The sequence below is a fragment of the Gracilibacillus halophilus YIM-C55.5 genome (assembly GCF_000359605.1).
Lineage (GTDB): Bacteria > Bacillota > Bacilli > Bacillales > Amphibacillaceae > Gracilibacillus > Gracilibacillus halophilus.
In genome coordinates this window covers 52,883-78,387 of record NZ_APML01000007.1, presented here as the reverse complement: position 1 = coordinate 78,387, position 25,505 = coordinate 52,883, and the positions used below count along the sequence as shown (strand labels likewise).

The following is a 25,505-nucleotide window of genomic DNA, read 5'->3' as shown; positions in this document are numbered from 1 at the left end:
GTCAGCGGTTCGATCCCGCTAGGCTCCACCATTTGATATATTTAACGGTACTACATAGTGATAAAATACATGATAAAAAGAGAGGACTTAGATATTCTAAGTCCTCTCTTTTGTAACTGATTAAGGATTGATCTTACTAAATACAGGATAATGATCAGAATAATCATTATATTCATAGGTAGTGCCCCATGAAGTTACAGACCATTTTGGCGATTTAACATCTTTAGCATCAAGTGTCACGGAACGAGGTTGTTTATGTTGATTTGAAACAAGAATATAATCAAGATATTGTGAATCCAAATCAGGATAATTATATTGTGCAATCGAGTTTGTTCCAGGGTCCCAAGTTGCATTAAAGCCTGTATATTGAGGTTCATCTAGATTTAATTGATTTAACATTGAGTGATATTCCGAAGAATCTTTCATGATGTTTAAGTCACCTGCCACTACTAAAATTTCGGATGTTGGAATACCTTTTTGTTCGATGAATTGTTTCATTTCATTCATTTGAGCTCTTCGAACATCTTCGGGTTCTCCGTCAGAACAATTTGAGTCAGTCGATTGCATATGTGTGCCAATGATGTGATATGGATCACCGTTTTTATTAATCTTGGTGTAAACAAACCCTTTATTACTTAAACTTTCTGGTCCACAAGCTTCGCTGTAGACATATTGAATTTGTTCTTTAATAGGCCACTTACTTACAATTGATACCCCACCGCTTTCTGGTACTATATGAGAATAACTACCTCTTGTTTCATCCCATTGAGATGTCGTACTACCTAAAATCGGTGTTTGATACGTATATTCTTCATTTAAATGATTTAATAATGTATCGGATGCATTGTTATCGAACAATTCATTTAAAATGATCACATCATGTCCATACATGAAATCCGCTTGACCAATTAGATCTGCTCTTTGCGACTGTCCCCAATTAGGTGATAGTGTACTAGACATCAAGTAGACATTGTAGGATACAACATCTAAATCGGTCTGATAGGAGTCATCCGTATTTTCTTTGCATGAACACTATTGGCTAGCGTGAAAGTAAGTAATGTGATAAGCAAAATACCTAACTTTTTCATGCTTCATCCCCCTCTACGATAAAATGAGGGTTTTTAGGGAAAGAAAGATGAATGCGATCATGACGATTGTATTCATCTAATCCATGTGCATTAAAATCATCTACCATTATATCTGCACCATGTATATCAACAAAATAACGTGTAAAATTGCCATTGTAGACAATTCTTGTTATCGTTCCAGTCAGTTCACCTTCAGAGTCAATTTTTATTCTCTCTGGGCGTATGACAGCTTTTACTTTTTCTGTAGGTATTTCGGTTTGTGGTTCAACTTTAAAACTGAACGAGTCAGTATGAAAGGACAAGTTACCATCGATTTCTGTTAATTCACCATTAAGGATATTTGCATGTCCAACAAAATTAGCGACGAATTCGTTGCTCGGTGTATTATATATTTTATCCGGGCGATCTAATTGTTGTACAGTACCATTATTTAAAACGATGACACGGTCAGAAATACTAAGTGCTTCCTCCTGATCATGCGTGACAAAAATAATCGTTAAATTTAATTCTTCCTTTAAACGTCTGATTTCTTCGCGCATAATCATACGTAAATTGGCATCTAAGTTTGATAATGGTTCATCAAGAAGTAATACTTTCGGCTTTAATACAAGGCATCGCGCAATGGCAACTCTTTGTTGTTGTCCTCCACTAAGCTCGCTAGGTTTTCGATCTTCATATCCTTCAAGTTGAACTTGAGATAATGCTTCCTTAATTCGCTGTTCTCGTTCTTGTTTATTTACTTTTTCAATTTTTAAGCCATATTCAACATTTTTGTATACAGACATATGTGGAAAAAGGGCATAATTTTGAAAGACCATTCCTGTTGGTCGATCTTCAGGTGGTAGATGGTCAATTTTTTGTTGGTCAAGTGTTATTGCCCCTTGATCTTGTTGATGAAAGCCACCTACGATTCGCAACAATGTAGTTTTCCCACAACCACTTGGACCAATAAATGAGACAAGCTCACCTTGGTTGATATTAATTGAAATATCATTAACAGCTTTTACATGATCAAAGAACTTGTATAGATGACTGAGTTGTAAAAAGTTTTCTTGTTCACTCAAGTAATCTCACTCCCTCTATAAATTAAACATTCGTTATATACTGACGCCTGTTTTTTTCTCGATATACTTTAGTAATCCCATACAAGAAAGGACAATGACAATTAAAATAAATGACATAGCCGATGCCATTCCGACACGTGCTTGTTCTGCTAAGTTTAAAATATACACCGCTGCCAGATTTGTTCCTGGTGCAATTAAAAAGATTACGGAACTAATGGACACCATTGCGGTCATAAATGTGTACACAAAGCCTGCAATAAAGGCTGGGCTTAATAAAGGTACAATAATTTTTCCGAATGTACGATAAGGTCCAGACCCTAAATCGCTCGAAGCTTCTTCCATAGAGGAATCAATTTGATGCATTTTACTAATACTTGCTTCTAAACCGACGCCAATCTTTCTAAACGTCATATTTAAGACAATTAAGAGGACGGTGCCAGTTAGGAAGAATGGCGGACCATTAAAGATGAGAACATAACCAATCCCCATGACGGTACCAGGTACTGCTAAACCAAATAGGGTTAAAAACTCTAATACTTTTTTTCCAGGAATCGGTTTTCTTGCAAAAAGATAACCTTGTAACATACCAATTGTTGCAGCAAGGATAGCTGCTATAAAAGAAACGAAAACACTGGTATACAGAGAATCCCAGCCATTCCGATTTTTAAAATGCTCAAGTGTGAAAGTGTTGTTTATACCAATAATTTTCACAAATGCTCCTAATATCACCATGACGAACATCAAAATGATAAAAGCGACAAAAATCGTATTGATGGTCATCACTGTACTTTTTACTTTTCGTGAGAGAGGAGCATTGCTAGCACCAGATTCACCAGATATAGTTTCTAAACCAGAATCCTTTAGAAAATATGTTTGGAAGATAAAAATAATTAAACTTGGAATAATTAGAAATACGCCTAATACGGCAGCTTGTTCCAGGTTTTGTTGTCCTACAACTAATAAGTAAGCTTCAGATGCTAAAAATGGTTTGCCACCACCGATAATTAGCGGATTGGAGAAATCAGCTAGCGCCATAACAAAAACGAGTAAACCAGCTTTTGTGATGCCAGATTGGGATAACGGAAGGGTAATTTTCCGTAATGTCTTCCATTGAGACGCCCCAAGATCACTTGATGCATGCTCAAGACTTGGACTCATATTACGCATCGTACTCTCGACTAACATATATCCAATTGGAAAATATCCCAGAACCTGAGAAATGACGACCCCCCAGAATCCATAAATACTAAATTCTACACCGATCGCATGATTCATGATGTTCGTGATCACACCATTTCTGCCAAACAATATAATTAATGATAGTGAAAAGATAAATGGCGGTGCAACAAGTGGTAATAAAGCAGCACCACGGTAAAATTTCGAAACAAAACTGGAAGAACGCGTAACATAGAGCGAAATACTAACACTTAAAAACACAACAATAATCGTAGATAGAATAGATGCACTTAAACTATTGATGATTGCATCAAAATAATACGTTCGTGAAAAGAATTCTTGATAGTAATCGAGTGTAAAACCATTTTCATTCATACCGAAACTCTTTAATAATACGGCGAAAACGGGAACAACAATAAATAATAGAATCGCTCCAGCTAAAACCATCGTTAAAATAGCAAACCAAGGTTCAGACCAGAATTGACGTAAGTCTGAAACAAGTCTAGCTGTTCTCGATTGTTTCGTTGTCTCAGTACTCAAAATTAAATCACCTCAGTTATAGACTGTAAATAGCGGGAGACCAGCGAGTATTACGCTGGTCTTCATCACTATTAGTCAGAGAATTTGTCTTGCCATTTTTTCATAATGCGGTCACGGTTATCCGCATCCCATTGTGCATCGTAATCGATAAAGCTTTCTTCAATTCCAGAATCATCTGTAACTCCTGGTTTTGTTACCATCGAACGGTATTCAGCACTTAATTCCATAAAATCTTTTGTGCCTAAATAATCCATTACTTTTTTCGCTTTTTCAGGTTGATCTGTATTTTCAAAAATCCAAGCGACATCAAGACTGTAGCCGACACCTTCAGATGGTATAACATCAGTTATTGGATAACCTTGCTCGATGTAATCATATACTGCTTGATCCCATGTTACGCCAATTGCATACTCACCTTGAGCAACCATTTGGGCTGGCGCAGTACCAGATTTTGTATATTGCGCTACGTTAGAATCGAGTTCCTCAAAGTACTTCCAACCTTCTTCTTCTCCCATTAATTGCATAATCGTCGAAACAGCTAAAAAGGCTGTGCCAGAAGTACCAGGATCAGGTAAAACGATTTCACCTTTATACTGTGGATCGAGTAGATCTTCCCAAGACTGTGGAACATCTAATCCTTTTTCTTTTATAATATCTTCATTAACCGCAATTAAGTTATACCAGAAAGACGTACCGTACCATTCACCATCTTCCTGTTTGAACTTATCTGGTACATCTTCCCATTCTTCGGATTGATAAGGTAATAAGTAACCTTCTTCTTCCGCTTTAATCCCAAAACCGTGAAGCATACCGATTTGCATATCAGCTCCAATTTCAGGCGCTTCCGCTTGAATACGACTCCAACCTTCACCGCTTGATAGACGAAGAACATCAAGCTGTACGCCAGTATTCTCTTCGATATCTTGTACCATTGCATCCATTTCTTCAGAGTCATTGTGAGTGTATACCTGTAGAGGCTCTCCGTTGGAACTTGAATTTCCACAAGCAGCGAGTAAAAACATCGCTGAGAGAATCACCGTTGTTGTTATTAATTTTTTCATTGTTATATGTTCCTCCTTGTTATCTTTTATATATAGCAATTTCGATAGTTTTGTATAATGAGGTTTGCATCCTCTAGATGTGTGCTATTTTTTTGAGCCGATACCCCTATGCCAGCTTTCATATCGGCATTTTTAACGAGTTGCATATCACTGTTAGAATCACCAAACATTAAAGCCTGTTGATTATCAATGCCAAGTTCACAACATGCCAAATCAGCCATATCATGAAATGGTTTTCCCCGTTCGACTAAATCGTGCCCAATAACACAATCAATATATTGTTTGAGTCCTAAAATATCTAAGTGTTTATTGGCTTCACTTGTTGAGTCAGATGTGACAACAGCTATTTTTAATCCACTTTGATGGGCATGTTTCATGAATTCTTGAATGCCTTCAATAGGTTTGATAAAGTCAGACCAATTGAGATTAGCATTGATCTTTTCAAAGCTATCAGTTACGTAAGTATAAGCATCATTCCACGGGATCTGTTTTTGATATAAATAAAGTGTGAGAATGGTCATCAATTCATTTGTTCCACTAATGGCTAATGGACCTTTTGGATCCCAAGTGTTACCGGGTATATCCAGGCCAATAAATTGACTCATTTGATGGGGGTGAAAGTAGATGTCTTGGTTGAGCTTCTTATAAATATCTTGAATAATATCGTGTCCCCACTGTCCCCATAAGGAATAGAAGTCAATGATAGTGCCATCTTTATCAAATAACAGACCTTCCGCTTGATATGATTCGCTACCAATTGTAACTTCCATGATAATCACCTCCTTTTGCTAAACATCATAATACTTGATGCCTATAATATTTTATGTTAAGTAAAAATTTAACATAATTAATTTTTTTAACATAACGTTTACTAGGTTAATCATAGATTGATAGATTGTCAACGGATGATTATTGATTTGCCGGTTTTGAAAGCTTTAATAAAGCGCTCGTAGCAACGATTACAGCATTTTTAGAAAAAATAAAATTTCATAATAATTCTAAAAAAACAATATGTAAAAGAAGGTTCATAAATATAAATACCTATAACTAAAATCACGCATCCTAAATCATCATTTGTTTTAAAAAAGATAAAAAATATAACCCCAACCTGAGTATTTATTGTTATAATATGGATGATGTTATAATTTTTATTTTTTGCTGAAAAATGAAACCTCATGTAACGGTTATTCGTAACTACTTTTAACCGCAATAATAGCGGAGGTAATAAAATGATAGAAGAACAGCTGAAACGAAATATAAAATTAGTCAAAAAAGGTGACCAATCCGCTTATGAAGAAATTGTTGCGTTTTATCAAAATAAGTCTTCGCCATTTGCTATCGAATGATTGGGAACCGACATGAAGCAGAAGATCTCGCACAAGAAGCGTTTCTCCGGGCATATGTTAATATTCATTCTTACGATGAGAAAAGGAAATTCTCGACATGGTTGTATCGAATTGCGACGAATTTGTCGATTGATCGCATTCGTAAGAAAAAACCTGATGTTTATCTTGATGCCGAAATCAAAGGGACTGACGGTATCAATTTATATGCACAAATACCTAATGACGAAGCACTACCGGAACAACAGGTAGAAAGTCTGGAAATGCAGACATTGATACAAGAGGAGATCATGAGTCTGCCTCCGAAATATCGAAGTGTGATCGCATTACGTTTTATGGATGAATTGTCGTTAAAAGAAATTAGTGAAATCTTACAGTTACCCGTTGGTACGATTAAGACACGAATCCATAGAGGAAGAGAAGCATTGCGGAAAAAGCTTCGTCATATATAAAGGGGTGTGAATATGATGAACTGTAATAAGGAAGCTATTCAATTAATGCATCAATATTTAGATGGAGATATAAAAAAAGAAGATGAAGATCGACTACGGCTACATTTGCAGACGTGTTCGGATTGCCAACGTCATTTTCACGAATTGAAACGTACAGTTGCTTTGATCACCTCTCATACAAATTTAACTACATCTTCTGAGTTTGCAAATAATGTCATGGCTCAATTACCAAAGGAAAAAAAGCGAATGTCAGCAAAGCGTTGGATGAGAATGCACCCTGTTTTTACTGCTGCTGCTGTTTTCTTTGTATTAATGTTGGGAAGTATGATCTCAGCATGGGGACAAGAACAAGAGTTGACTTATCCAAAGGGTAAAAATTTAGTGATTGAAAACGATACGGTGATTGTACCTGAAGACGTTACGATTCATGATGATCTTGAAATAAAAAATGCTAACTTAAAAGTGGAAGGTGAAGTAAAAGGGGACGTTGTCTTAATTAATGGAGACCACTTATCAGCTTCAGTGGGAAAGGTAAGTGGCGAGATCAAGCAAGTGGATCAGGTATTTGATTGGTTATGGTATAAATTAAAAGGCTTCGTACAAAGTGTTTTTGATTTTAGTCAATCTGACAATGACAATGAGTGATTCGAAATCTTCCTCTGCTGAAGGGGAAGATTGCTTTTTAAGCGTTATTTTAGGTAAACTTTCATATCATAAACAATTCCATTTAATTCTACCTCCCATAGTATGATATAATATATTTATGACTATTATATGATTAGAAAGAGGATTCGGATGGACAGAAGGTTGTGTTTGCATGATTAATGGGGAGTGGAATTTTTTAAATATATTACTCATCATCGTTGATATCGGCATTGTATGGTATGTCCTTTATAAATTACTAATGCTTATTCGAGGGACGAAAGCCATTCAATTATTAAAAGGTATCTTTGTTGTTATTTTCATCTATTTTCTCAGCGTTTTATTAGATTTAAGCACGGTCCGTATGATCATTTGGCAGGTAATTATGTGGGGGCCGCTCGGAATTATCATTTTATTCCAGCCAGAATTACGTCGAGCGCTTGAACAGCTAGGAAGAGGGAGCTTTTTCTCTCGTAATACAAGTTCTGAAGATGAAGAATTGCAACAATCCATTGAAGCGATTGTTCAATCATGCAGTTATATGGCCAAACGTCGAATTGGTGCATTAATTACAATTGAACGGGATACAGCGATGGGTGACTACATATCCACAGGCATACCAATCAATGGCCAACTTTCGAATCAATTGCTAACCAATATTTTTATTCCTAATACACCGTTACATGATGGGGCAGTGATTATTAATCGAAACGAAATTGTGGCAGCAGCTGCTACCTCCCATTGTCTGAAAGTCCGTTTATTTCAAAAGAATTGGGAACAAGACATCGTGCCGCGCTTGGAATTAGTGAAGTAACTGATTCCGTAACCATTACTGTTTCTGAAGAGACAGGTGGGATTTCAGTAACGAAAAATGGGGAATTGCACCGAGATTTAGATAAAGAAACATTAGCTAACTTGTTGCAAAATGAATTAATGCATAAGTTTAAACCCTCATCGTCACGAACATGGAATTGGATGGTGAAGCGAAATGAATAAATGGTTAGAAAAGCCTTGGGTCATCCGTATTGTTGCGTTAATCCTTGCCGTGTTATTGTTTGTAATAGTGGCTTTTGATGAAAATATGGAAGAAACAGATGAGGGTGTAACACTCCCATTTACCAATCAAATGAAACACGAACATTAGATGAATTTCCAGTGCAAGTCAATATTAATAAAGACGAGTATGTTGTCACGGGAGTGCCAGAAGAAGTGACTGTCACCTTACAAGGGTCAGTAAGTGCTGTCACATCAACTGCCTTGCAACAAAATTTCGATGTCTTTGTTGATTTAGAACAATTAGATCCTGGTACACATACCGTACCATTAGAATATTCAGGCGTTCCAGACCGAATCAATGTATATATCGAACCCGTAGAAGTGGAAGTAACGATTGAAGAACGTGCGACCAAAGAATTTGATGTTTCACTTGATTTTGTCAATCGTGATGAGATAGAAGCTGGATATGAAATCAGTGATTATAGCATTGATCAAAATACGGTAACAGTGACGAGCTCGACTGATGTAATTAATCGTGTTGCGACGGTAAAAGGGTTTGTCGATATGTCTGGGGTCAATGAGTCATTTACGATAGATAATGTTCCAATTAAGGTGTATGATAATGAGGGAAATGAATTAGGGGTGCGTTTAGAACCACCAACGATTGATGTATCCGTAGAAGTGAATGACCCGAATAAGAACGTGCCTATTTCTCTAGAAACAACCGGTGAATCAGCCGAAAATATAGATATTACATCATTAGAATTGGAAACGAATGAAGTGCGAGTGTATGCGAGCGAAGATTTCTTAAACAATCTAGATGAAATATCAACAATGCCACTGAACCTAAGTGAATTGACCGAAAATACAACGAAAGAAGTGAGCTTAGACCTACCACAACAAGTAAGAAAAGCAAACATCGAGAATGTGAATGTACAGGTAGAAGTCGATCAAGTTGTCGAAGAGACGTATGAAGATGTATCCATTTCAGTTCAAAATCAAGGTGAGAATCAGACGGCAACAGTCACCAATCCGTCGAATGGGGCAGTGGATGTAACTCTACAAGCTTATGAATCTGTTTTAGAAGACTTGTCGGGAGATGATATTCAATTAACAGTTGATGCAAGTGGGTTAGATCCAGGTGAACATCAATTGCCGATCGAAGTGGAAGCCCCTAATGAAGCAGATGCGTCATTATCAGTTGAAAACGCACAAGTTTTAATCGAATCAGAAGAATAGCGGATAAAAGGGATCAAGTATGTAGCTTTTAGGATTAAAGGAGAGAGTACGCGATGGGTAAATATTTTGGTACAGATGGTGTCCGTGGAATTGCTAATACAGAATTAACACCAGAGCTAGCGTTTAAACTAGGTCGTTTAGGAGGTTATGTGTTAACCAAAGAAGCTGACACACCAAAAGTACTAATCGGTAGAGATACACGGATTTCTGGAAAAATGCTAGAGGGAGCGCTATCAGCTGGGTTACTGTCCATTGGTGCGGAAGTCATGCGCTTAGGTGTTATTTCTACTCCGGGTGTGGCTTATCTGTCCAAAGCGATGAACGCACAAGCAGGTATCATGATTTCTGCTTCACACAATCCAGTGGCAGATAACGGAATTAAATTTTTTGGCTCGGATGGTTTTAAATTATCAGATCAGCAAGAAGACGAAATCGAGGCATTAATGGACCAAGAAGTGGACGAATTACCACGGCCCGTGGGTGGTGATGTAGGTCAAATTAATGACTATTTTGAGGGTGGTCAAAAATATATCCAATATTTAAAAGAAACCATCGATAATGAATTTGAAGGTATGCATATCGCACTAGATTGTGCACACGGTGCAACTTCTGCTCTAGCTTCTCACCTTTTTGCTGATTTAGAGGCCGAGATTTCAACGATTGGCTCTTCACCAGATGGATTAAACATTAATGATGGGGTAGGATCTACTCATCCGGAAAAATTGCAATCACTCGTCGTTGAAAAAGAAGCGGATGTCGGATTAGCCTTTGACGGTGATGGTGATCGACTAATCGCTGTTGATGAGAAAGGAAAAGTTGTTGACGGTGATCAAATTATGTTTATCATCGGTAAATTCTTTAATGATCACGGATTTCTTAAAGAGTCAACCGTTGTGTCGACGGTCATGAGTAACATTGGCTTTTATAAAGCATTAGAAGCCAATCAAATGTATAGTAATAAAACAACCGTCGGTGATCGCTATGTAATGGAAGAAATGCGTCGAGGTGGTTATAATTTAGGCGGCGAACAATCCGGTCATATTATTTTTCTCGATCATACGACAACGGGTGACGGGATGTTAAGTGCATTACAGCTTGTGAATGTCATGAAAGAAACCGGGCGAACGTTATCGGATTTAGCGAGTGAGATGGAAAAGTTCCCACAAGTTTTACAAAATGTTCGCGTGGTTAATAAGAATGAAGTGATGCTGAATACAACGGTTCAAGAGAAAATTGAACACGTCGAAAAAGAAATGGGCGATAGTGGTCGCGTATTAGTACGCCCATCGGGAACTGAACCACTTGTACGCGTCATGGTAGAGGCACCTACGATAGAGGATTGTAATAAATATGTGAAAGAAGTAGCTGATGTCATTGATCAGACGATGGGAATGAAAGAATAAGCATAAAAGGGAGTCGGTCGTTGAAAAGACGGACTCCTTTTTCACATTTTACGAAACGAGAGCATATATTATTGGAAAATGATTGATATTTTGTATTGCGCCTATCGATCATTTCCAGTAAAATAGAATTTGTCCATTTTCACAGGACCGACTCAAAAATAGAAAGGAGTATCGAAGGTTTATTAATGGAAAGCGCCAGGGCTATGGTGAACGAAGAATCCATAGCTGACGAGGTGGAGGTTTTATCGAGTTTGATCGGCGGATGCCTCCCGGTTGTTGCATCTCAACCGTCACATTTTTATTCGAAAACATGAAGGTAACTTTATGAACAAGAATAAAAATAAGATGCCTACCAAACACGAGAAAGGGGCAAATAAACGCCCCTTTTAGGTCACAACAAGAAAGGTCGTTTGTTTGCCCCTTTAAATACGAGGAGGAAACAACGATATGTGTGGAATTGTTGGATATATTGGAGAAGCAGATACGAAGGATATTTTATTAAACGGATTAGAGAAACTGGAATACCGTGGCTACGATTCAGCAGGGATTGCAGTATTAAATGAGGATCAATTAAACTTGTTTAAAGTGAAAGGTCGCATTGCAGCTTTACGTGAGAAAGTTGATGATCGTGTGTCTGCGACAATGGGGATCGGCCATACACGTTGGGCAACACATGGTGAACCAAGTGAAGACAATGCTCACCCTCACCAAAGTGTGTCAGAACGTTTTACGATCGTTCACAATGGTGTCATTGAAAATTATTACGAGATTCGTGATGAGTATTTAGTCGATGTAGACTTGCGCAGTGAAACCGACACAGAAATCGTCGTACAATTAATTGAGCAGTTATACAACCAAGTCGGTGATGTACAACAAGCTTTTCGCCAAGCGTTATCTTTATTAAAAGGTTCTTATGCAATTGCGGTCATTGATAATGAGAACCCAGATGTGATTTATGTAGCGAAAAATAAGAGTCCATTACTTGTCGGAGTAGGAGATGGATTCAATGTGGTGGCGAGTGATGCCATGGCTACATTGAAAGAGACGAATCACTATCTGGAAATTGAGGATAAAGAGATTGTCTTGGTGTACCGCGATCGAGTAGAGATTCAAAAGCTTGATGGTACAGCAGTCGAACGTGAACCATTCGTGACAGAAATTGATGCTGCTGATACAGAAAAAGGCACATACCCACACTTTATGTTGAAGGAAATCGATGAGCAGCCATTTGTCATTCGTAAAATTATCCAAGAGTATCAAGATGAGAATGATTCCATTAAGTTAGATGAGGATATTCGCCAAGCGATGAATCAAACGGATCGTATCTACATCATTGCTGCTGGAACGAGTTATCACGCAGGTCTTGTCGGCAAGCAGTTTATTGAACGTTTATCGAATATTCCTGTTGAGGTGCATATTGCGAGTGAATTTTCGTACAATATGCCACTATTATCGGAGAAACCATTATTTATATTTATTTCACAATCCGGAGAGACGGCGGACAGTCGCTCAGTATTAGTGCAGACGAAAGAACTCGGTCATCCTGCGCTCACTTTGACTAATGTCCCTGGATCTACCCTTTCTCGTGAAGCTGATTATACCCTGCATCTCCATGCAGGCCCTGAGATTGCTGTTGCTTCAACAAAAGCGTATACGGCACAAATAGCGGTGTTAGCTATTTTAGCTGTAGATACAGCCAAAGCAAAAGGGATCAACTTATCGTTTGATCCATTAAAAGAGCTAGGTATTGTCGCTAATGCGATGGAATCCTTGACCGATCAAAAAGATGCGTTTGACCGTATCGCAAAAGATTTATTTGATACCACACGTAATGCATTTTTCATCGGACGTGGCATGGATTATTTCGTCGTATTAGAAGCAGCATTAAAACTAAAAGAGATTTCTTATATTCAAGCAGAAGGTTTTGCTGGTGGTGAATTGAAGCATGGGACGATTGCTTTAATTGAAGACGGTACACCAGTGATTGCCATTTCTTCTCAAGAAAACGTGAATTTATCCATTCGTGGCAATGTGCAAGAAGTTGCTGCCCGCGGTGCGAATACGTGCGTGGTCAGTATGAAAGGACTTGAACAAAATGAAGACCGATTTGTACTGCCACAAGTGCATGAACTACTAGCTCCGCTCGTAAGTGTGATTCCAATGCAATTACTCGCTTATTACGCAGCACTGCACCGCGATTGCGACGTTGATAAACCTAGGAATCTAGCAAAAAGCGTGACAGTGGAGTAGTTTAGTGATAAGTTTTGAGATGTTTTGTCTCCCCGTAATTCTTCTTTTCCATTTGGAATAGAAAGTTACCAAACAGGTGAGGCAGATTATGGATAGTGGGGTATTTGAGAAAGGATCGAGATCGTATTTAACGTACGATTTCGGTTCTTTTTTGTTTGGAGAAAAGTCTGAGAAAGCAAGCGTGATGAGGAGTGAATAGATGTAAGGGTGAAGGTTATTGTGGTAAAAAACGCGAAAAACCTCCTTCCTATCCCCTCAATCCTTCACTCAACTCTGTAAAACCGAGTTCCATTTTCCAACTTTATTTCCTCCTAATTCAAAAAATAGCGATTTTCTTTGTAAAACTTAGTTAAATTGAAAGGCTGAAAAGGAAGGGTGAAAAAAGGGTGAGCCAAAGTGGGATAAGGATTGAGGGGGATGAAGAGTTTTGTAAATCTTAGTTTCAAAGGCACAATAATTAGATTCATGGTAAAATAAGTTAAAAAACGTTATTCAACTAACGGGCAGTAATGTTTAACAAGAGTTAGTAAAATAAGGTTACAAAAAGGGAGATATATAAATGACTTTACACCATTTCATTGGATCCAATATAGAACTTCCTATTGGTAGTTTTGGTAGGAATCCAACATATAAACCTCTTTCAGAAGTGGAATTAAAAGGAGTCAATTTAGATAAACATTTGAAGAAGAATAACGGTTCTAACCTTATAAAGGTCTACGAAACAGAAGAAGATGCAAGTGGAATTGATGTTTTTGACTTAGATACTGGATATGAACCAATAAGAAATAAATTCACCAAGCCTTTTGTATATGAAGTGCAAGGATACTTGCACGCAAACAATACATCAGGTCAACGTAAATCAATCAAAACACTTTTTAATTATATTGATGAACATTTAATAGAAGAGGATTTCATTGAAATATACTCTTGTTGGGATGGACATGAGGAAAAAGAGAAAGAAGAAAGCAAAGATGTAGTAATTAACCTTAGTACGTTCCAATTTGGAAAACATTTAAAGTTAAAAGACATAAATCATCTTTGCGAAACATTCTTTTTAGAAGATAAGCAATACGTGTTGATAAAGAAATAAAGGATATTACACTAGTAAAGTAACGGGTGCGAATATTGAACAAGGAGTTGTCAAATCGGTAGCTTTTGTTGTGATAAAGACCAGTTTATCAGATAAAGCGGTTCCTTTCTTTTCTGTTATGAATTTACTCAGGAATTTATATATGATGGTGATTATTGTGAAAGTATTTCTTGGTCATGTTATTTTTTCATTGTTCTTATATTTCTTTCTCTCGTATCTTTTTTCCTGATATTTGGTACGGGATTTGGGAGAGGAGATATTAACATACTCGTATTATATACGCCTTTTACCTTTAGTGTGTTTTGGATCATTGGTTACTCGTGGTTTATTTTTAGAACAAATCTAGATAAGATAAAATGGATATTGCATTCTGCTAAAAATTGGGTATTTGTCATTTTTCTCCTTTCAGGTATTTTTACAGCATATTGTTTATTTCTAACATTATTCTTCGGTTTTATACCAATGATTGCGGATTAACCCCTGAATTTTGGACAAATACACTCTTTAACTAGCTCATACTTAAAGTTACTTGATTTTTCATAGACTTCCTTCTTCTTTTGTCCCTTTCTATAGAATAGCCAATGCTTTCATTCCATCAAGGGTAAAGGCTTCATCCTTTTGTAACTCATAAAATTCTGTTGGAGCCAAGTCCAGAATACTTGAATGAATCCGTCGATTGTTATAAAAATCCATAAAGTCAATAATAGCCTGATAAGCTTCTCCATATGTTTCAAATTCACAGCCTAAGAGACAGTCATCTTCCAAAATTCGATGAAATGTGGATATGTGTCAAGATATTGGACACAGATCCAGTCTATGGTGAGACACCTTTTTGCCGTCTTTGTTTGATTGATTATAAAAGTGACAGAGCAGATACTTCCTCCTACCGACTATAAGTTTCAAAATCGGCTTTCATTTTTATTGCTTTTCATCTACTTAGAAGCCTCCAGTCTATTGACTGCAACCACTAAAGCCTGCACCGATGCCTTCATAATATCTTCATCAATTCCAGCACCCCAATACATCTGCCTGTTATGTGAGATTCCGATCTGCGCACAGGCCTCTGCTAAAGAGTCTTTTCCTAAGGAATGCTGCTCATACACTTCCAATTCATAATCAAGCTGAAAAGAGGTTTTCAGTGCATTGCTGACAGCATCTAAGCTTCCAGTACTTTTACCTTGTAACTCGATGTACTGATCTGCTTGTTTTAAAATCAAAGTGACTTCCTGTTTCTCTCCTTTTTCAAAGCGATAATCAACCAGTTGGAAATGCGGGCTATAGTCAATATACTGCTCTTTAAAAACTTGGTAGATCTTCTCGGAAGAAAACTCTCTATTTGTTCGATCTGATACTTTTTTCGTGGCATATCCCATTTCTTCATTCATTTTATATGTCTGAAGTCGAGTTGTATAAATGGATAATGGCTTTAGGTGCACCTTGAATCGCTTCAAAAGTTCTGCGGATAATATGCTCTCTTGCCTGCGTGATCACCATGATCGTCACATGTCAGGGATCATATTGCTTTCAATCAGTGTCCGCACTAGATTAAATTCTGTATCAGAAGCAGCTGGAAATGCAACTTCTATTTCTTTAAAGCCGATATATAACTGGACATATTTTGTTATATGGGATCATTTTTGTGAAACCCTTCACTTAAACAACGTGTGCGTTTCTTCAATAAGGAAGAGGCGCTTTTTTACAATAAGGAAAATAATGTTAAAATAGTGTTGTGCAAGTAAAGATGCGACTTAGTGGAATAAAGTCTTGTAACTTTAATCATTATTATCAATGTGGGGTGATATTGGTGAGTAAAACTAATGCTATCATATTTGGAAGTTTGTGTCCCATGTTCAAGAAACGCCCCACGTTAGCTCAAATACCCATTAGTAATCCTAATGATTTCTATTATCTATTTTTCTAATAATAACAATTGCTTCAAGTAATACAAGAACAATAATAATAGTTCTGGCTTCACGGCTAAGTGGTTGGTATTCAAACATATTGGCAAATAAAACAATTGCCAATGCTATCAATAATAATGCCTTTATAAAAGAATAAAATATTTCCAATCGCCCCATCATGTAACCTCCCTCTATATTTCACTAAACTGCGACTTTAGCACCCTAACTTCCTCCCCTTCATTGTAGAGCATGTAACCCCATAATATTTTAACACAAATTTTCCATTTACCTTCAAATTAAATATAATTCACCATTCTTTAAGTGAACTATTTATATCTTTTAAAGAGAAGAGGATTCAAAATTTCGGTGAAAAGGAGATTTCTTTGTACAAACTGAATGACATGAACATACATAAAATAACCAATCTATTTAATTGAGAATTATTATCAATTATTGTATAGTAGATAGTGAGATATATAAATTGTGCAGGGAGGATATATGATGCAAATATATTGGACTCAAATAAATCAAATTATTCAAGAAGCGCCTGAGGTTAGGACGTACCTGCTTGATTGCCCTGAAGGCTTTACATGGGAAGAGGGGTCCCATACCCACTTCGCATTGGAAGGTTTTAATGCTGGAGATAAACCAAACCGAAGCTTGATCCGCCATATGTCCATTTCTACTTTACCGCATGAGAATTCAATTGGTATCACAACACGTATCAGAGAGCAGTGCTCTGAGTTTAAAACGATTTTACGTAATCTAGAAGTCGGCAATGAAGTTGCGATATTTAAAACGCATTCGAATGTACCGCTGAAAAGAGAAGACAAAAATGTATATCTGCTGTCATCAGGTGTTGGCTTGGCAACTTTCAGACCGCTTGTACTAGATTATTTCAACCGTGCTGATAACGTCAACCAAATTCATTCCCTAAACATCGATTCATCAAAAAATTTCTTATTCACTAATATTTTCAAATCCATACCTGACAAGAAGTTCACCTCTCAATTTGTCGATAACCGTCAAGCCTACTATGAAGAAATGAAAAATCTTGCTACAGACAAGGATGGACTCTTCTATGTTGTCGGTAGCGACGAGTTCCTTGTGCAGAACATTGAAGTACTGCGTGAAGAGGGAATCAAGCCAGAACAGATTATTCTCGACAAACATGAACAACAATTACCTGAGTTTTTGTCAGTTTAAGTGAGATAAATAAATATAAAGTTGCGACATTTTACCCCTGTGGATACAAATACACTCCAAGGGGTATTTTTTTATGGTTAAAAAGAAAAAAGATAACGCAAAGTAGAAAAGTGGCTGAAACACATTGCTTCATCAGACATTAGTATTTTAGAAGCAGTTCTATTTGACAAAAATACTATATGGGGGTATGGTATAGATAGAAGATAAAAAAAGGATGTGATCGAAATGGATGAATTTTTACATGATCATCCGATTAAACCAAGAACACAGGATGAGAAGCAAAAAGTGATCAATCGTTTGAAACGTATAGAAGGCCAGGTTCGAGGGATACAAAACATGGTGGAAGAAGATCGCTATTGTGTCGATATTTTAGTTCAAATAAACGCCATTCAATCCGCGTTAAAAAATGTTGGGTTTACCGTAACAGAAAGACATCTCAATCATTGTGTGACCCATGCGATCAAAGAAGGCGATGGCCAAGAAACAATCGAAGAATTAATGAACGTCATGAAGCAGTTTTCGAAGTAAGGAGGGGTTAATGGTGAGTGACAAACAGCATACGACTTTCGGTGTAACAGGAATGACTTGTGCTGCATGCTCCAATCGTATTGAGAAAGTTTTAAACAAAATGGACGGTGTAGAAGCACAAGTGAACTTATCAACTGAGAAAGCAACCGTTAACTATGATCCAGAAAGTACTTCCGTTGATGATATTACCAACAAAATTGAAAATGTCGGCTACGGAGTGGTTATGGAAACAACTGAGCTCGATGTTTACGGTATGACTTGTGCTGCTTGTTCGAATCGAATTGAAAAGGTCCTGAATAAGCAAGAAGGTGTGCAATCGGCGAATGTAAATTTAACCACAGAACAGGCATCAGTAGAGTATAATCCTGAACAAGTAGATACAAAAGCATTGATCGATAAAATAAAAAAAGCAGGCTATGATGCCGAGCTGAAAGCGGAGGCAACAGACAAGCAAACACATAAAGAGAAAGAACGACACCAACAACGGACAAAGTTAATCATTTCTGCTATGTTAGCTACTCCGCTACTTGTTACGATGTTCGTTCACTTATTGAATATGAACATACCGGCTATTTTCATGAATCCATGGTTTCAATTCGCCTTAGCCACACCCGTTCAGTTTATGATTGGTTGGCAATTTTATGTAGGTGCGTATAAGAACTTGAAAAACGGTGGCGCTAATATGGATGTGTTAGTTGCCTTAGGTACAAGTGCAGCTTATTTCTACAGTTTATATGAAGCATGTAAGACGATAGCTCATCCTGAGTATACGCCGCATTTATATTTTGAGACGAGTGCGGTACTCATCACCTTAATCTTGTTCGGAAAATATTTAGAAACAAGAGCGAAAAGTCAGACAACAAATGCATTATCATCACTACTTCAATTACAAGCAAAAGAGGCTCGCGTCATCAGAGATGGTGAAGAATTAATGACACCTGTTGAGGACGTTGTCGTTGGTGATCGATTACTCGTTAAACCAGGAGAGAAGATACCGGTAGATGGTATGGTGGTTAAAGGAAACACATCCGTCGATGAATCGATGATTACGGGAGAATCGATCCCGGTAGAGAAGGAAGTAGACGCACCAGTTATCGGTTCGACCATTAACAAAAATGGTTCCATTGAGATGGAAGCGACAAAAGTAGGGAAAGATACCGCCTTAGCATCCATTGTCAAAGTCGTTGAAGATGCACAAGGCTCAAAAGCACCCATTCAGCGTCTAGCCGATGTAATTTCTGGTTATTTTGTTCCAATCGTTGTCGGTATTGCGCTAGTCACCTTTGTCATATGGATTTCATTCGTGCAGCCTGGTCAATTTGAGCCAGCCCTCGTTGCAGCGATTGCCGTACTGGTGATTGCATGTCCGTGCGCCTTAGGTCTAGCGACACCAACGTCAATTATGGTTGGCACAGGAAAGGCAGCAGAGAACGGGATTTTGTTTAAGGGTGGGGAATATTTAGAAAGAACCCATGAACTAGAAGCTATTATTTTGGATAAAACAGGTACGATCACAAAAGGGAAACCTGAAGTCACTAACTTTATAGGTGATGAAGAAGCCTTACAGTTACTGGCGAGTGCGGAGAAAGGCTCGGAACACCCGCTGGCAGAAGCCATTGTTACTTATGCGACGGAAAAAAATATTACATTTACCGAAGTAGATGATTTCAATGCGATACCTGGTCACGGTATAGAAACGATGATCGCTGGAAAGCAAGTATTAGTAGGTAATCGAAAGCTCATGCAAGAACACCAAATTTATGCCGCTGATGATGCAGAACAAGCATTAATCGATTACGAAGTAGAAGGTAAAACGGCGATGCTCATTGCGATCGATGGTGTATACCGTGGTATTGTGGCGGTTGCAGATACGATGAAAGAAACAGCCCCACAAGCTATAAGAGAGTTAAAGCAAGAAGGTATAGACGTCATTATGTTAACTGGTGATAATGAGCGTACAGCTCAAGCGATTGCCCAACAAGCTGGCATCGATCAAGTGATTGCCCAAGTGTTACCTGAAGAAAAAGCTGATCAAGTAAAAGCCATTCAAGATCAAGGGAAAAAGGTTGCCATGGTTGGGGATGGTGTCAATGATGCGCCGGCTTTAGCCACCGCTGATATCGGGATAGCTATCGGTACGGGAACGGAAGTAGCAATTGAAACAGCTGATATTACAGTACTTGGTGGTGAATTATCACTCATTCCAAAAGCCATCAAAATTAGTCATGCCACGATGAACAATATCCGTCAAAATCTATTTTGGGCTTTCGGCTATAATACAGCAGGCATCCCCGTTGCAGCAGTCGGATTACTTGCGCCATGGGTAGCCGGTGCAGCGATGGCTCTGAGTTCGGTCAGTGTGGTTTCAAATTCACTTCGTTTAAAGCGTAAGCAGGTATAGGTGAGATTTTTGAAGAGGTTAGTTCCTGAACAGTTTCACTTGAAAGGGGGTGAGACATCATGGAAAAGACATTAAACGTTCAAGGCATGTCTTGCGGCCATTGCAAATCTTCTGTTGAAGGGGCACTAGGAAATTTAGACGGTGTAACCAGTGCGGAAGTAGACTTGTCAAGTGGTAAAGTCGATGTTTCGTACGATGATACTCAGGTCACGTTAGCGGATATGCGTGAAGCTATCGAAGACCAAGGATATGATGTTGTAGAATAAGTGTTTATATAAAAGGTCACAGTGAGGAAAAATCCGAGTAAACAAAAATGTTCGGATTTTTCCTTTCGTTTATGAAATTTTTTTCGAGGGAACGATATCAATATAACTAACAAATCAAAAGGTATAATACGTAAGGAGTGATATCGTGACAAAACATCATCATAAACATGAAAGTCATGAAGAGCATAACAACAACCATCACAGTCATGGAGACAATCATCATAATGATCATGAAACGCACGATCATCACGATCATCATGATCACGGGAGTATGGTCGATGATTTTAAGAAACGGTTTTATATTTCTTTAATTGTTACGATTCCGATTTTAATTTTATCACCGATGATTCAAGATTTTATCGGTGTGAATTGGGAGTTTGCTTATGATCAATATATTTTATTTGGACTGGCTACGTTTATCTTCTTCTATGGTGGCTGGCCATTCATTACAGGTGGATTAAGTGAATTAAAAAGTAAAAATCCTGGTATGATGACACTCATCGGACTGGCGATTTTTGTAGCGTATGGATACAGCTCAGTAACCGTATTCGGTGTGGAAGGAAAAGGTTTTTTCTGGGAACTAGCTACCTTGATTGATATTATGCTGTTAGGTCATTGGATTGAAATGCGTTCGGTGATGGGGGCGTCCAATGCGCTCGAAGAACTTGTAAAACTGATGCCACGTGAAGCACATAAACTAGATGAACAAGATGAAGTCGTGGATGTCGCGATAGCTGATTTACAGCATCATGATCAAGTCATTGTTAAACCAGGTGAGAAAATCCCTGTCGATGGCACCATTTTAGATGGTGAATCAACGATCGATGAATCGATGCTCACTGGAGAATCTGTACCAGTTAAAAAGAAAAAAGGTGAGGAAGTCATCGGAGGATCGATTAATAATGAAGGGTCATTAACTATCCAGGTTGAGAAAACGGGTGACGATTCATACTTGTCGCAAGTCATCACACTCGTGCGAGAAGCTCAAGAATCGAAATCGAAAACACAAGATATAACCAATAAAGCAGCCAAATGGTTGTTTTATCTAGCGCTAGCCTCAGGGTTGGTGACTTTATTGATTTGGCTTATGGTAGGTTCCTCTTTTGAGGTAGCGTTAGAACGAATGGTGACGGTCATGGTTATCACTTGTCCTCATGCGTTAGGATTAGCTGCGCCACTTGTTATCGCCGTATCTACATCGATATCTGCAAAACAAGGATTACTGATTCGAAATCGGGCTAACTTCGAAGGGGCAAGAAATTTACATGCGGTTGTTTTTGATAAAACAGGTACCTTAACAAAAGGGGAATTTGGTGTCACTAATATTATCCCAAGTAATGGATATGATGAGGAAGATGTGTTAAGTTGGGCTGCTAGTCTCGAACAGAATTCAGAGCATCCCCTTGCAATCGGTATTTTACAATTAGCTTCAGAAAAAGGACTAGAGCTCAAAAAAATATCGGATTTTGAATCCATTACAGGTAAAGGCATCGAAGGAAAAATTGAAGGGAAAAAGGTCAATGTTGTAAGTCCAGGATATGTCGATGCGAATCATTATGAATACGATCAGCAACAGTTTCGTCAGTTATCAGAGGAAGGAAAAACGGTCGTATTTGTATTACTGGATGATGACCTTATTGGCATGGTAGCGTTAGCCGATATGGTACGAGAAACCGCAAAAGAGGCGATCTCTTCCCTCAAAGAAAAGGGGATTCATTCCGTAATGTTAACAGGTGATAATAAACAGGTGGCAGATTGGGTCGCTAAACAATTAGGAATTGACGAAGTATATGCTGAAGTTTTACCTGATCAAAAGGCAGATCAAGTGAAAGAGATTAAAGAGAAGAAATGGAAAGTCGCGATGACAGGTGATGGAATTAATGATGCACCTGCCTTAGCTACTGCTGATTTAGGTATTGCAATTGGCGCTGGAACCGACGTCGCGGTGGAATCCGCAGATGTGGTCTTAGTGAAAAGCAACCCAAAAGATGCTGTTTCTTTAATTGAATTATCTAAAAAAACGTATCGTAAAATGATCCAAAATCTATGGTGGGCAGCTGGATATAACATTGTCGCGATACCATTAGCGGCAGGTGTGTTAGCGCCAATAGGCATTGTATTAAGTCCAGCAATAGGAGCAGTCTTAATGAGTTTAAGTACGATTATAGTTGCCATTAATGCGAAATTGTTAAAATGATGAAAAGGTATATCCTGAATTTTTTAATTGTAATTCCTTTTATACCCCCCTATCGTAAAAACAAAAGGGGGGGGATTCAATAACCCTTAAATTACTGGAAACTCTCAAGAAAGCTAATCAAGTGAACTCTGTCAGCAAAATGTGCAATAATTGCCTTTGAAGCTAATTAAGTTAATTGTTTTGTAGAAAGGCAAGTGCTTCATCGTAGTTATCAAAATGATGCTCATTTTGATGATTTGAAGTTTTAGCAGTTCTTTTAAGTTGCATTTTAGTCGTTGCTTTATCAGCAATAACGGCTGCTTGATTCATCCCCTTCTCCAAAATCCATTTCTGCTGTTCGACGATTTCCGCTTGTGTTTCTTTTGAAAATGCCATTAAATTTTCTAATTCTACTAAGAGGTTAAAAGATGAGGTATTTAATTGATGAATAAGCTGTTCCAATTTTTCATTTGCTTGATGAACTTCTTCCTTTTTGACATTTCCGGACCACTTTAGTCCCACAATCTTTTTCTTCTTATCAATGATTGTTGCTTCCCACATATTGTATTCTCCTTTTCATCTATGGTGTTAATATTCAAAATATACCTCTTGTCATAAAAAAAAGTAGTCTCGCCGAAAAATGACAGACTACTCCCTTGTGGTCACACTTCTTCGGCGGCTCGGCGATCATAGTAAACGTACCCTTAGACCCGTAGCTTTGCGTCCTTACTTTTCAGCAAGTTTGCCCTTTCGGTTTAAGCTTTTTCAATTGTTTAAATATATAGTACTATATCTTATGTTAATTGTGAAGTATAAATAGGAAAAAGGTCATTATTTTTGTTAATGAATGCTGAGTTGAGAATCATTCCCAAACAATGGTAAGCAGGGGGAATGGTTCTAACCAATCATGCTCATATACAATAAATATATCATCTCATACGTAATTATTTACTTGTTGTACATCACCCAATACTAAGCAAATCTAATGTATGTCATAATCAAGATAGAAAAGAAGGGTAGGTGGTTAGATTGTTTAGAGTAAAAAATATTAAGAAATACTACGGCAATCAACAAGTACTAGGTGATGTATCTTTTCATGTCTCTGAAGGTATTTGTTATGGGTTAGTTGGTCCGAATGGGGCTGGTAAATCGACATTGATGAAAATAATTGCTTCGATCATTCATGAATATCATGGTGAGATTCAGTTTTCACCGAGTCATATGACTATTGGATATGTTCCGCAAGAAATTGCACTAGAAGAAACAGTTACAGCGCGCGATAATTTATTATTTTTTGGCAAGCTCTATGGACTTCGTGGTCAAGCGTTAAGGAATCGAATGAATGAAGTATTATCTGAAATCGGGCTCACCGATCGTGGAAAAGAAAAAGTAAAAACTTTCTCGGGTGGGATGAAACGTCGGCTCAATATTGGGTGTGCCATTATGCATCAGCCAGATCTCATCATTATGGATGAACCCACTGTAGGTATTGATCCGCAGTCACGACACTACATTTTTCAAATGATTGAGAGATTCAAACAAGAGAATCATACGATTATTTATGCGAGTCATTACATGGAAGAAATTGAGCAATTATGTGATGAAACAGCTTTTATGGATCGAGGAAAGGTTGTTGAAAATGATCGAATTGATCACTTATTGGAAAAACATGCTGTGCCATCTATTTTTGTGAAAGGGCGAAATTGTTTACCGGAACACATGGCTCAAGATCATGCCATCAGTGAAACAGATGGTGGGTATCTGATCACTACAAATCAACCGCTCGATATGATGAAAAAAGTGATTGAAGCTGGGAATGAAAATGACCGTGAAATTGAACGATTAGAACTTGTGAAACCGAGGTTAGCAGATATTTTCTTCTCATTAACGGGTAGTAAATTAAGAGATTAAAAAAGGAGGTTCGCTAATGAATGCAGTGATTCATATGGAGGTAAAGAAGAATCTTCAAGATCGGGGATTGTTATTTTGGGCACTACTATTGCCGATCATTTTTACTGTTTTATTTATATCGATATTTACCGCTGGAACAGGAGGGGAAGAGAAACGACAAGTGATTTTGTCGATTGTACCAGGTTATACTGTGATGTTTCTATTTTTTATTATGATATCGATGACAGAATCCTTTATTAAAGATCGAAATACAGGGATCGTCAGTAGGATAGCGAGCACACCATTATCACCGTATGCTTATTTATTAGGAAAATGGGTGCCCTATATGTATATTGTGTTTATTCAAATTGTTGTGTTGTTATCGTTTGGAAAACTGATCTATGATGTCCCATTAAAACAACCATTATGGTTATTGTTAATCAGTCTGTTTTTGACATTTACCGTGACTGGACTCGGTTTAGCTCTAAGTGTGATTGTAAAAACAAATAATATGGGGATTGCTTTCACACAAGTGATTGCATTAGGTGGTGCGATGTTAGGCGGACTTTGGGTACCGGTTGATGTGATGCCAGAGACGCTACAAACAATCAGCCATTTGTTGCCACAGTATTGGGCTCATCAAGCCTTACAAGAAGCGATGGGAGGAACAATGGAAGCAATGGGGCTTTTACAACCGTTATTGATTCTGTTTTGTTTTGGCTTAGGAGGCTTTATAATAGCACTTATAAGCTATCCGCGCTTCTTACAACGTGCAAAAGGTTAGTCACTAGGG

Annotated in this window: 21 protein-coding genes, 3 pseudogenes and 1 riboswitch; of the genes and pseudogenes, 15 read left to right on the top strand and 9 right to left on the bottom strand. The window is 37.9% G+C overall.

The window, feature by feature from the left end; translation table 11 throughout:
- Positions 1–120: 120 nt before the first annotated feature.
- The 5 genes and pseudogenes from sph to J416_RS02315 form a co-directional block, all read right to left on the bottom strand.
- Positions 121–975: pseudogene (gene sph / locus J416_RS02335) on the bottom strand (sphingomyelin phosphodiesterase); the annotation flags it as partial.
- A gap of 109 nt (positions 976–1,084) precedes the next feature.
- Positions 1,085–2,152 (bottom strand): ABC transporter ATP-binding protein, encoded by a 1,068-nt coding sequence (locus J416_RS02330; RefSeq protein ID WP_003463913.1) that lies wholly within the window; start codon positions 2,150–2,152, stop codon positions 1,085–1,087.
- A gap of 33 nt (positions 2,153–2,185) precedes the next feature.
- Positions 2,186–3,868, bottom strand: a complete 1,683-nt coding sequence (locus tag J416_RS02325; protein ID WP_003463911.1) for an ABC transporter permease — start codon at positions 3,866–3,868, stop codon at positions 2,186–2,188.
- 71 nt (positions 3,869–3,939) lie between these two features.
- Positions 3,940–4,929, bottom strand: coding sequence for an ABC transporter substrate-binding protein (locus J416_RS02320; RefSeq protein WP_003463909.1), 990 nt, complete (start codon positions 4,927–4,929; stop codon positions 3,940–3,942).
- A 26-nt stretch (positions 4,930–4,955) separates the two neighbouring features.
- On the bottom strand, positions 4,956–5,699 hold the full coding sequence (locus J416_RS02315; protein WP_003463907.1) for an HAD family hydrolase: 744 nt from the start codon (positions 5,697–5,699) through the stop codon (positions 4,956–4,958).
- 459 nt (positions 5,700–6,158) lie between these two features.
- On the opposite strand from J416_RS02315, the pseudogene sigW reads away from it, so the two are divergent.
- From sigW to J416_RS02280, 8 genes and pseudogenes are all read left to right on the top strand, one after another.
- Positions 6,159–6,724, top strand: a pseudogene (gene sigW, locus J416_RS02310) (RNA polymerase sigma factor SigW).
- A 15-nt stretch (positions 6,725–6,739) separates the two neighbouring features.
- Positions 6,740–7,369, top strand: coding sequence for an anti-sigma factor family protein (locus tag J416_RS02305; protein WP_003463901.1), 630 nt, complete (start codon positions 6,740–6,742; stop codon positions 7,367–7,369).
- A 172-nt stretch (positions 7,370–7,541) separates the two neighbouring features.
- Positions 7,542–8,362: pseudogene (gene cdaA / locus J416_RS02300) on the top strand (diadenylate cyclase CdaA).
- Positions 8,355–8,510 (top strand): hypothetical protein, encoded by a 156-nt coding sequence (locus J416_RS15620; protein ID WP_003463894.1) that lies wholly within the window; start codon positions 8,355–8,357, stop codon positions 8,508–8,510. The pseudogene cdaA and the gene J416_RS15620 overlap by 8 nt, the downstream one beginning before the upstream one ends.
- Before the next feature lie 11 nt (positions 8,511–8,521).
- Positions 8,522–9,601, top strand: a complete 1,080-nt coding sequence (locus tag J416_RS02295) for a CdaR family protein (RefSeq protein WP_003463892.1) — start codon at positions 8,522–8,524, stop codon at positions 9,599–9,601.
- Positions 9,602–9,654: 53 nt separating this feature from the next.
- On the top strand, positions 9,655–11,004 hold the full coding sequence (glmM, locus tag J416_RS02290) for a phosphoglucosamine mutase (protein WP_003463889.1): 1,350 nt from the start codon (positions 9,655–9,657) through the stop codon (positions 11,002–11,004).
- A gap of 447 nt (positions 11,005–11,451) precedes the next feature.
- Positions 11,452–13,254, top strand: a complete 1,803-nt coding sequence (gene glmS / locus J416_RS02285; protein WP_003463886.1) for a glutamine--fructose-6-phosphate transaminase (isomerizing) — start codon at positions 11,452–11,454, stop codon at positions 13,252–13,254.
- Positions 13,255–13,813: 559 nt separating this feature from the next.
- Positions 13,814–14,344, top strand: a complete 531-nt coding sequence (locus tag J416_RS02280; protein WP_003463879.1) for a hypothetical protein — start codon at positions 13,814–13,816, stop codon at positions 14,342–14,344.
- 567 nt (positions 14,345–14,911) lie between these two features.
- Here J416_RS02280 and J416_RS16655 read toward each other — a convergent pair.
- The 3 genes from J416_RS16655 to J416_RS02270 form a co-directional block, all read right to left on the bottom strand.
- Entirely contained in the window at positions 14,912–15,109 is a 198-nt protein-coding gene (locus J416_RS16655; protein ID WP_003463877.1) for an IS3 family transposase, read from the bottom strand.
- 167 nt (positions 15,110–15,276) lie between these two features.
- Positions 15,277–15,729 (bottom strand): alpha-isopropylmalate synthase regulatory domain-containing protein, encoded by a 453-nt coding sequence (locus J416_RS02275; protein ID WP_083875512.1) that lies wholly within the window; start codon positions 15,727–15,729, stop codon positions 15,277–15,279.
- A gap of 507 nt (positions 15,730–16,236) precedes the next feature.
- Positions 16,237–16,422 (bottom strand): hypothetical protein, encoded by a 186-nt coding sequence (locus J416_RS02270; RefSeq protein ID WP_003463872.1) that lies wholly within the window; start codon positions 16,420–16,422, stop codon positions 16,237–16,239.
- A 324-nt stretch (positions 16,423–16,746) separates the two neighbouring features.
- Between J416_RS02270 and J416_RS02265 the strand changes: the two genes are divergently transcribed.
- The 5 genes from J416_RS02265 to J416_RS02245 all read left to right on the top strand — a co-directional run bounded on the left by J416_RS02265 (position 16,747) and on the right by J416_RS02245 (position 22,843).
- Positions 16,747–17,451: a ferredoxin reductase domain-containing protein gene (locus tag J416_RS02265; protein ID WP_003463869.1), complete on the top strand. Its 705-nt coding sequence runs from the start codon at positions 16,747–16,749 to the stop codon at positions 17,449–17,451.
- A 225-nt stretch (positions 17,452–17,676) separates the two neighbouring features.
- Positions 17,677–17,979 (top strand): metal-sensing transcriptional repressor, encoded by a 303-nt coding sequence (locus J416_RS02260; protein ID WP_003463866.1) that lies wholly within the window; start codon positions 17,677–17,679, stop codon positions 17,977–17,979.
- A gap of 10 nt (positions 17,980–17,989) precedes the next feature.
- Positions 17,990–20,380 carry a heavy metal translocating P-type ATPase gene (locus tag J416_RS02255; protein WP_205619680.1) on the top strand — a complete coding sequence of 797 codons (2,391 nt, stop codon included), beginning with the start codon at positions 17,990–17,992 and terminating at the stop codon, positions 20,378–20,380.
- 56 nt (positions 20,381–20,436) lie between these two features.
- Complete coding sequence (gene copZ / locus J416_RS02250) at positions 20,437–20,646, top strand: copper chaperone CopZ (protein ID WP_040512643.1); 210 nt, start codon at positions 20,437–20,439, stop codon at positions 20,644–20,646.
- Between the two features lie 145 nt (positions 20,647–20,791).
- Positions 20,792–22,843, top strand: coding sequence for a heavy metal translocating P-type ATPase (locus J416_RS02245; protein ID WP_003463860.1), 2,052 nt, complete (start codon positions 20,792–20,794; stop codon positions 22,841–22,843).
- A 171-nt stretch (positions 22,844–23,014) separates the two neighbouring features.
- Here the strand turns inward: J416_RS02245 and J416_RS02240 are convergent, their stop codons facing one another.
- Complete coding sequence (locus tag J416_RS02240) at positions 23,015–23,383, bottom strand: STAS/SEC14 domain-containing protein (RefSeq protein WP_003463858.1); 369 nt, start codon at positions 23,381–23,383, stop codon at positions 23,015–23,017.
- 110 nt (positions 23,384–23,493) lie between these two features.
- A riboswitch (cyclic di-GMP riboswitch) is annotated at positions 23,494–23,579 on the bottom strand.
- A 263-nt stretch (positions 23,580–23,842) separates the two neighbouring features.
- On the opposite strand from J416_RS02240, the gene J416_RS02235 reads away from it, so the two are divergent.
- Together J416_RS02235 and J416_RS02230 are read left to right on the top strand one after the other, a co-directional pair.
- Positions 23,843–24,733: an ABC transporter ATP-binding protein gene (locus J416_RS02235; RefSeq protein ID WP_240407238.1), complete on the top strand. Its 891-nt coding sequence runs from the start codon at positions 23,843–23,845 to the stop codon at positions 24,731–24,733.
- Positions 24,734–24,749: 16 nt separating this feature from the next.
- Positions 24,750–25,496, top strand: coding sequence for an ABC transporter permease (locus J416_RS02230; RefSeq protein ID WP_003463854.1), 747 nt, complete (start codon positions 24,750–24,752; stop codon positions 25,494–25,496).
- The last annotated feature ends 9 nt before the right edge of the window (positions 25,497–25,505 follow it).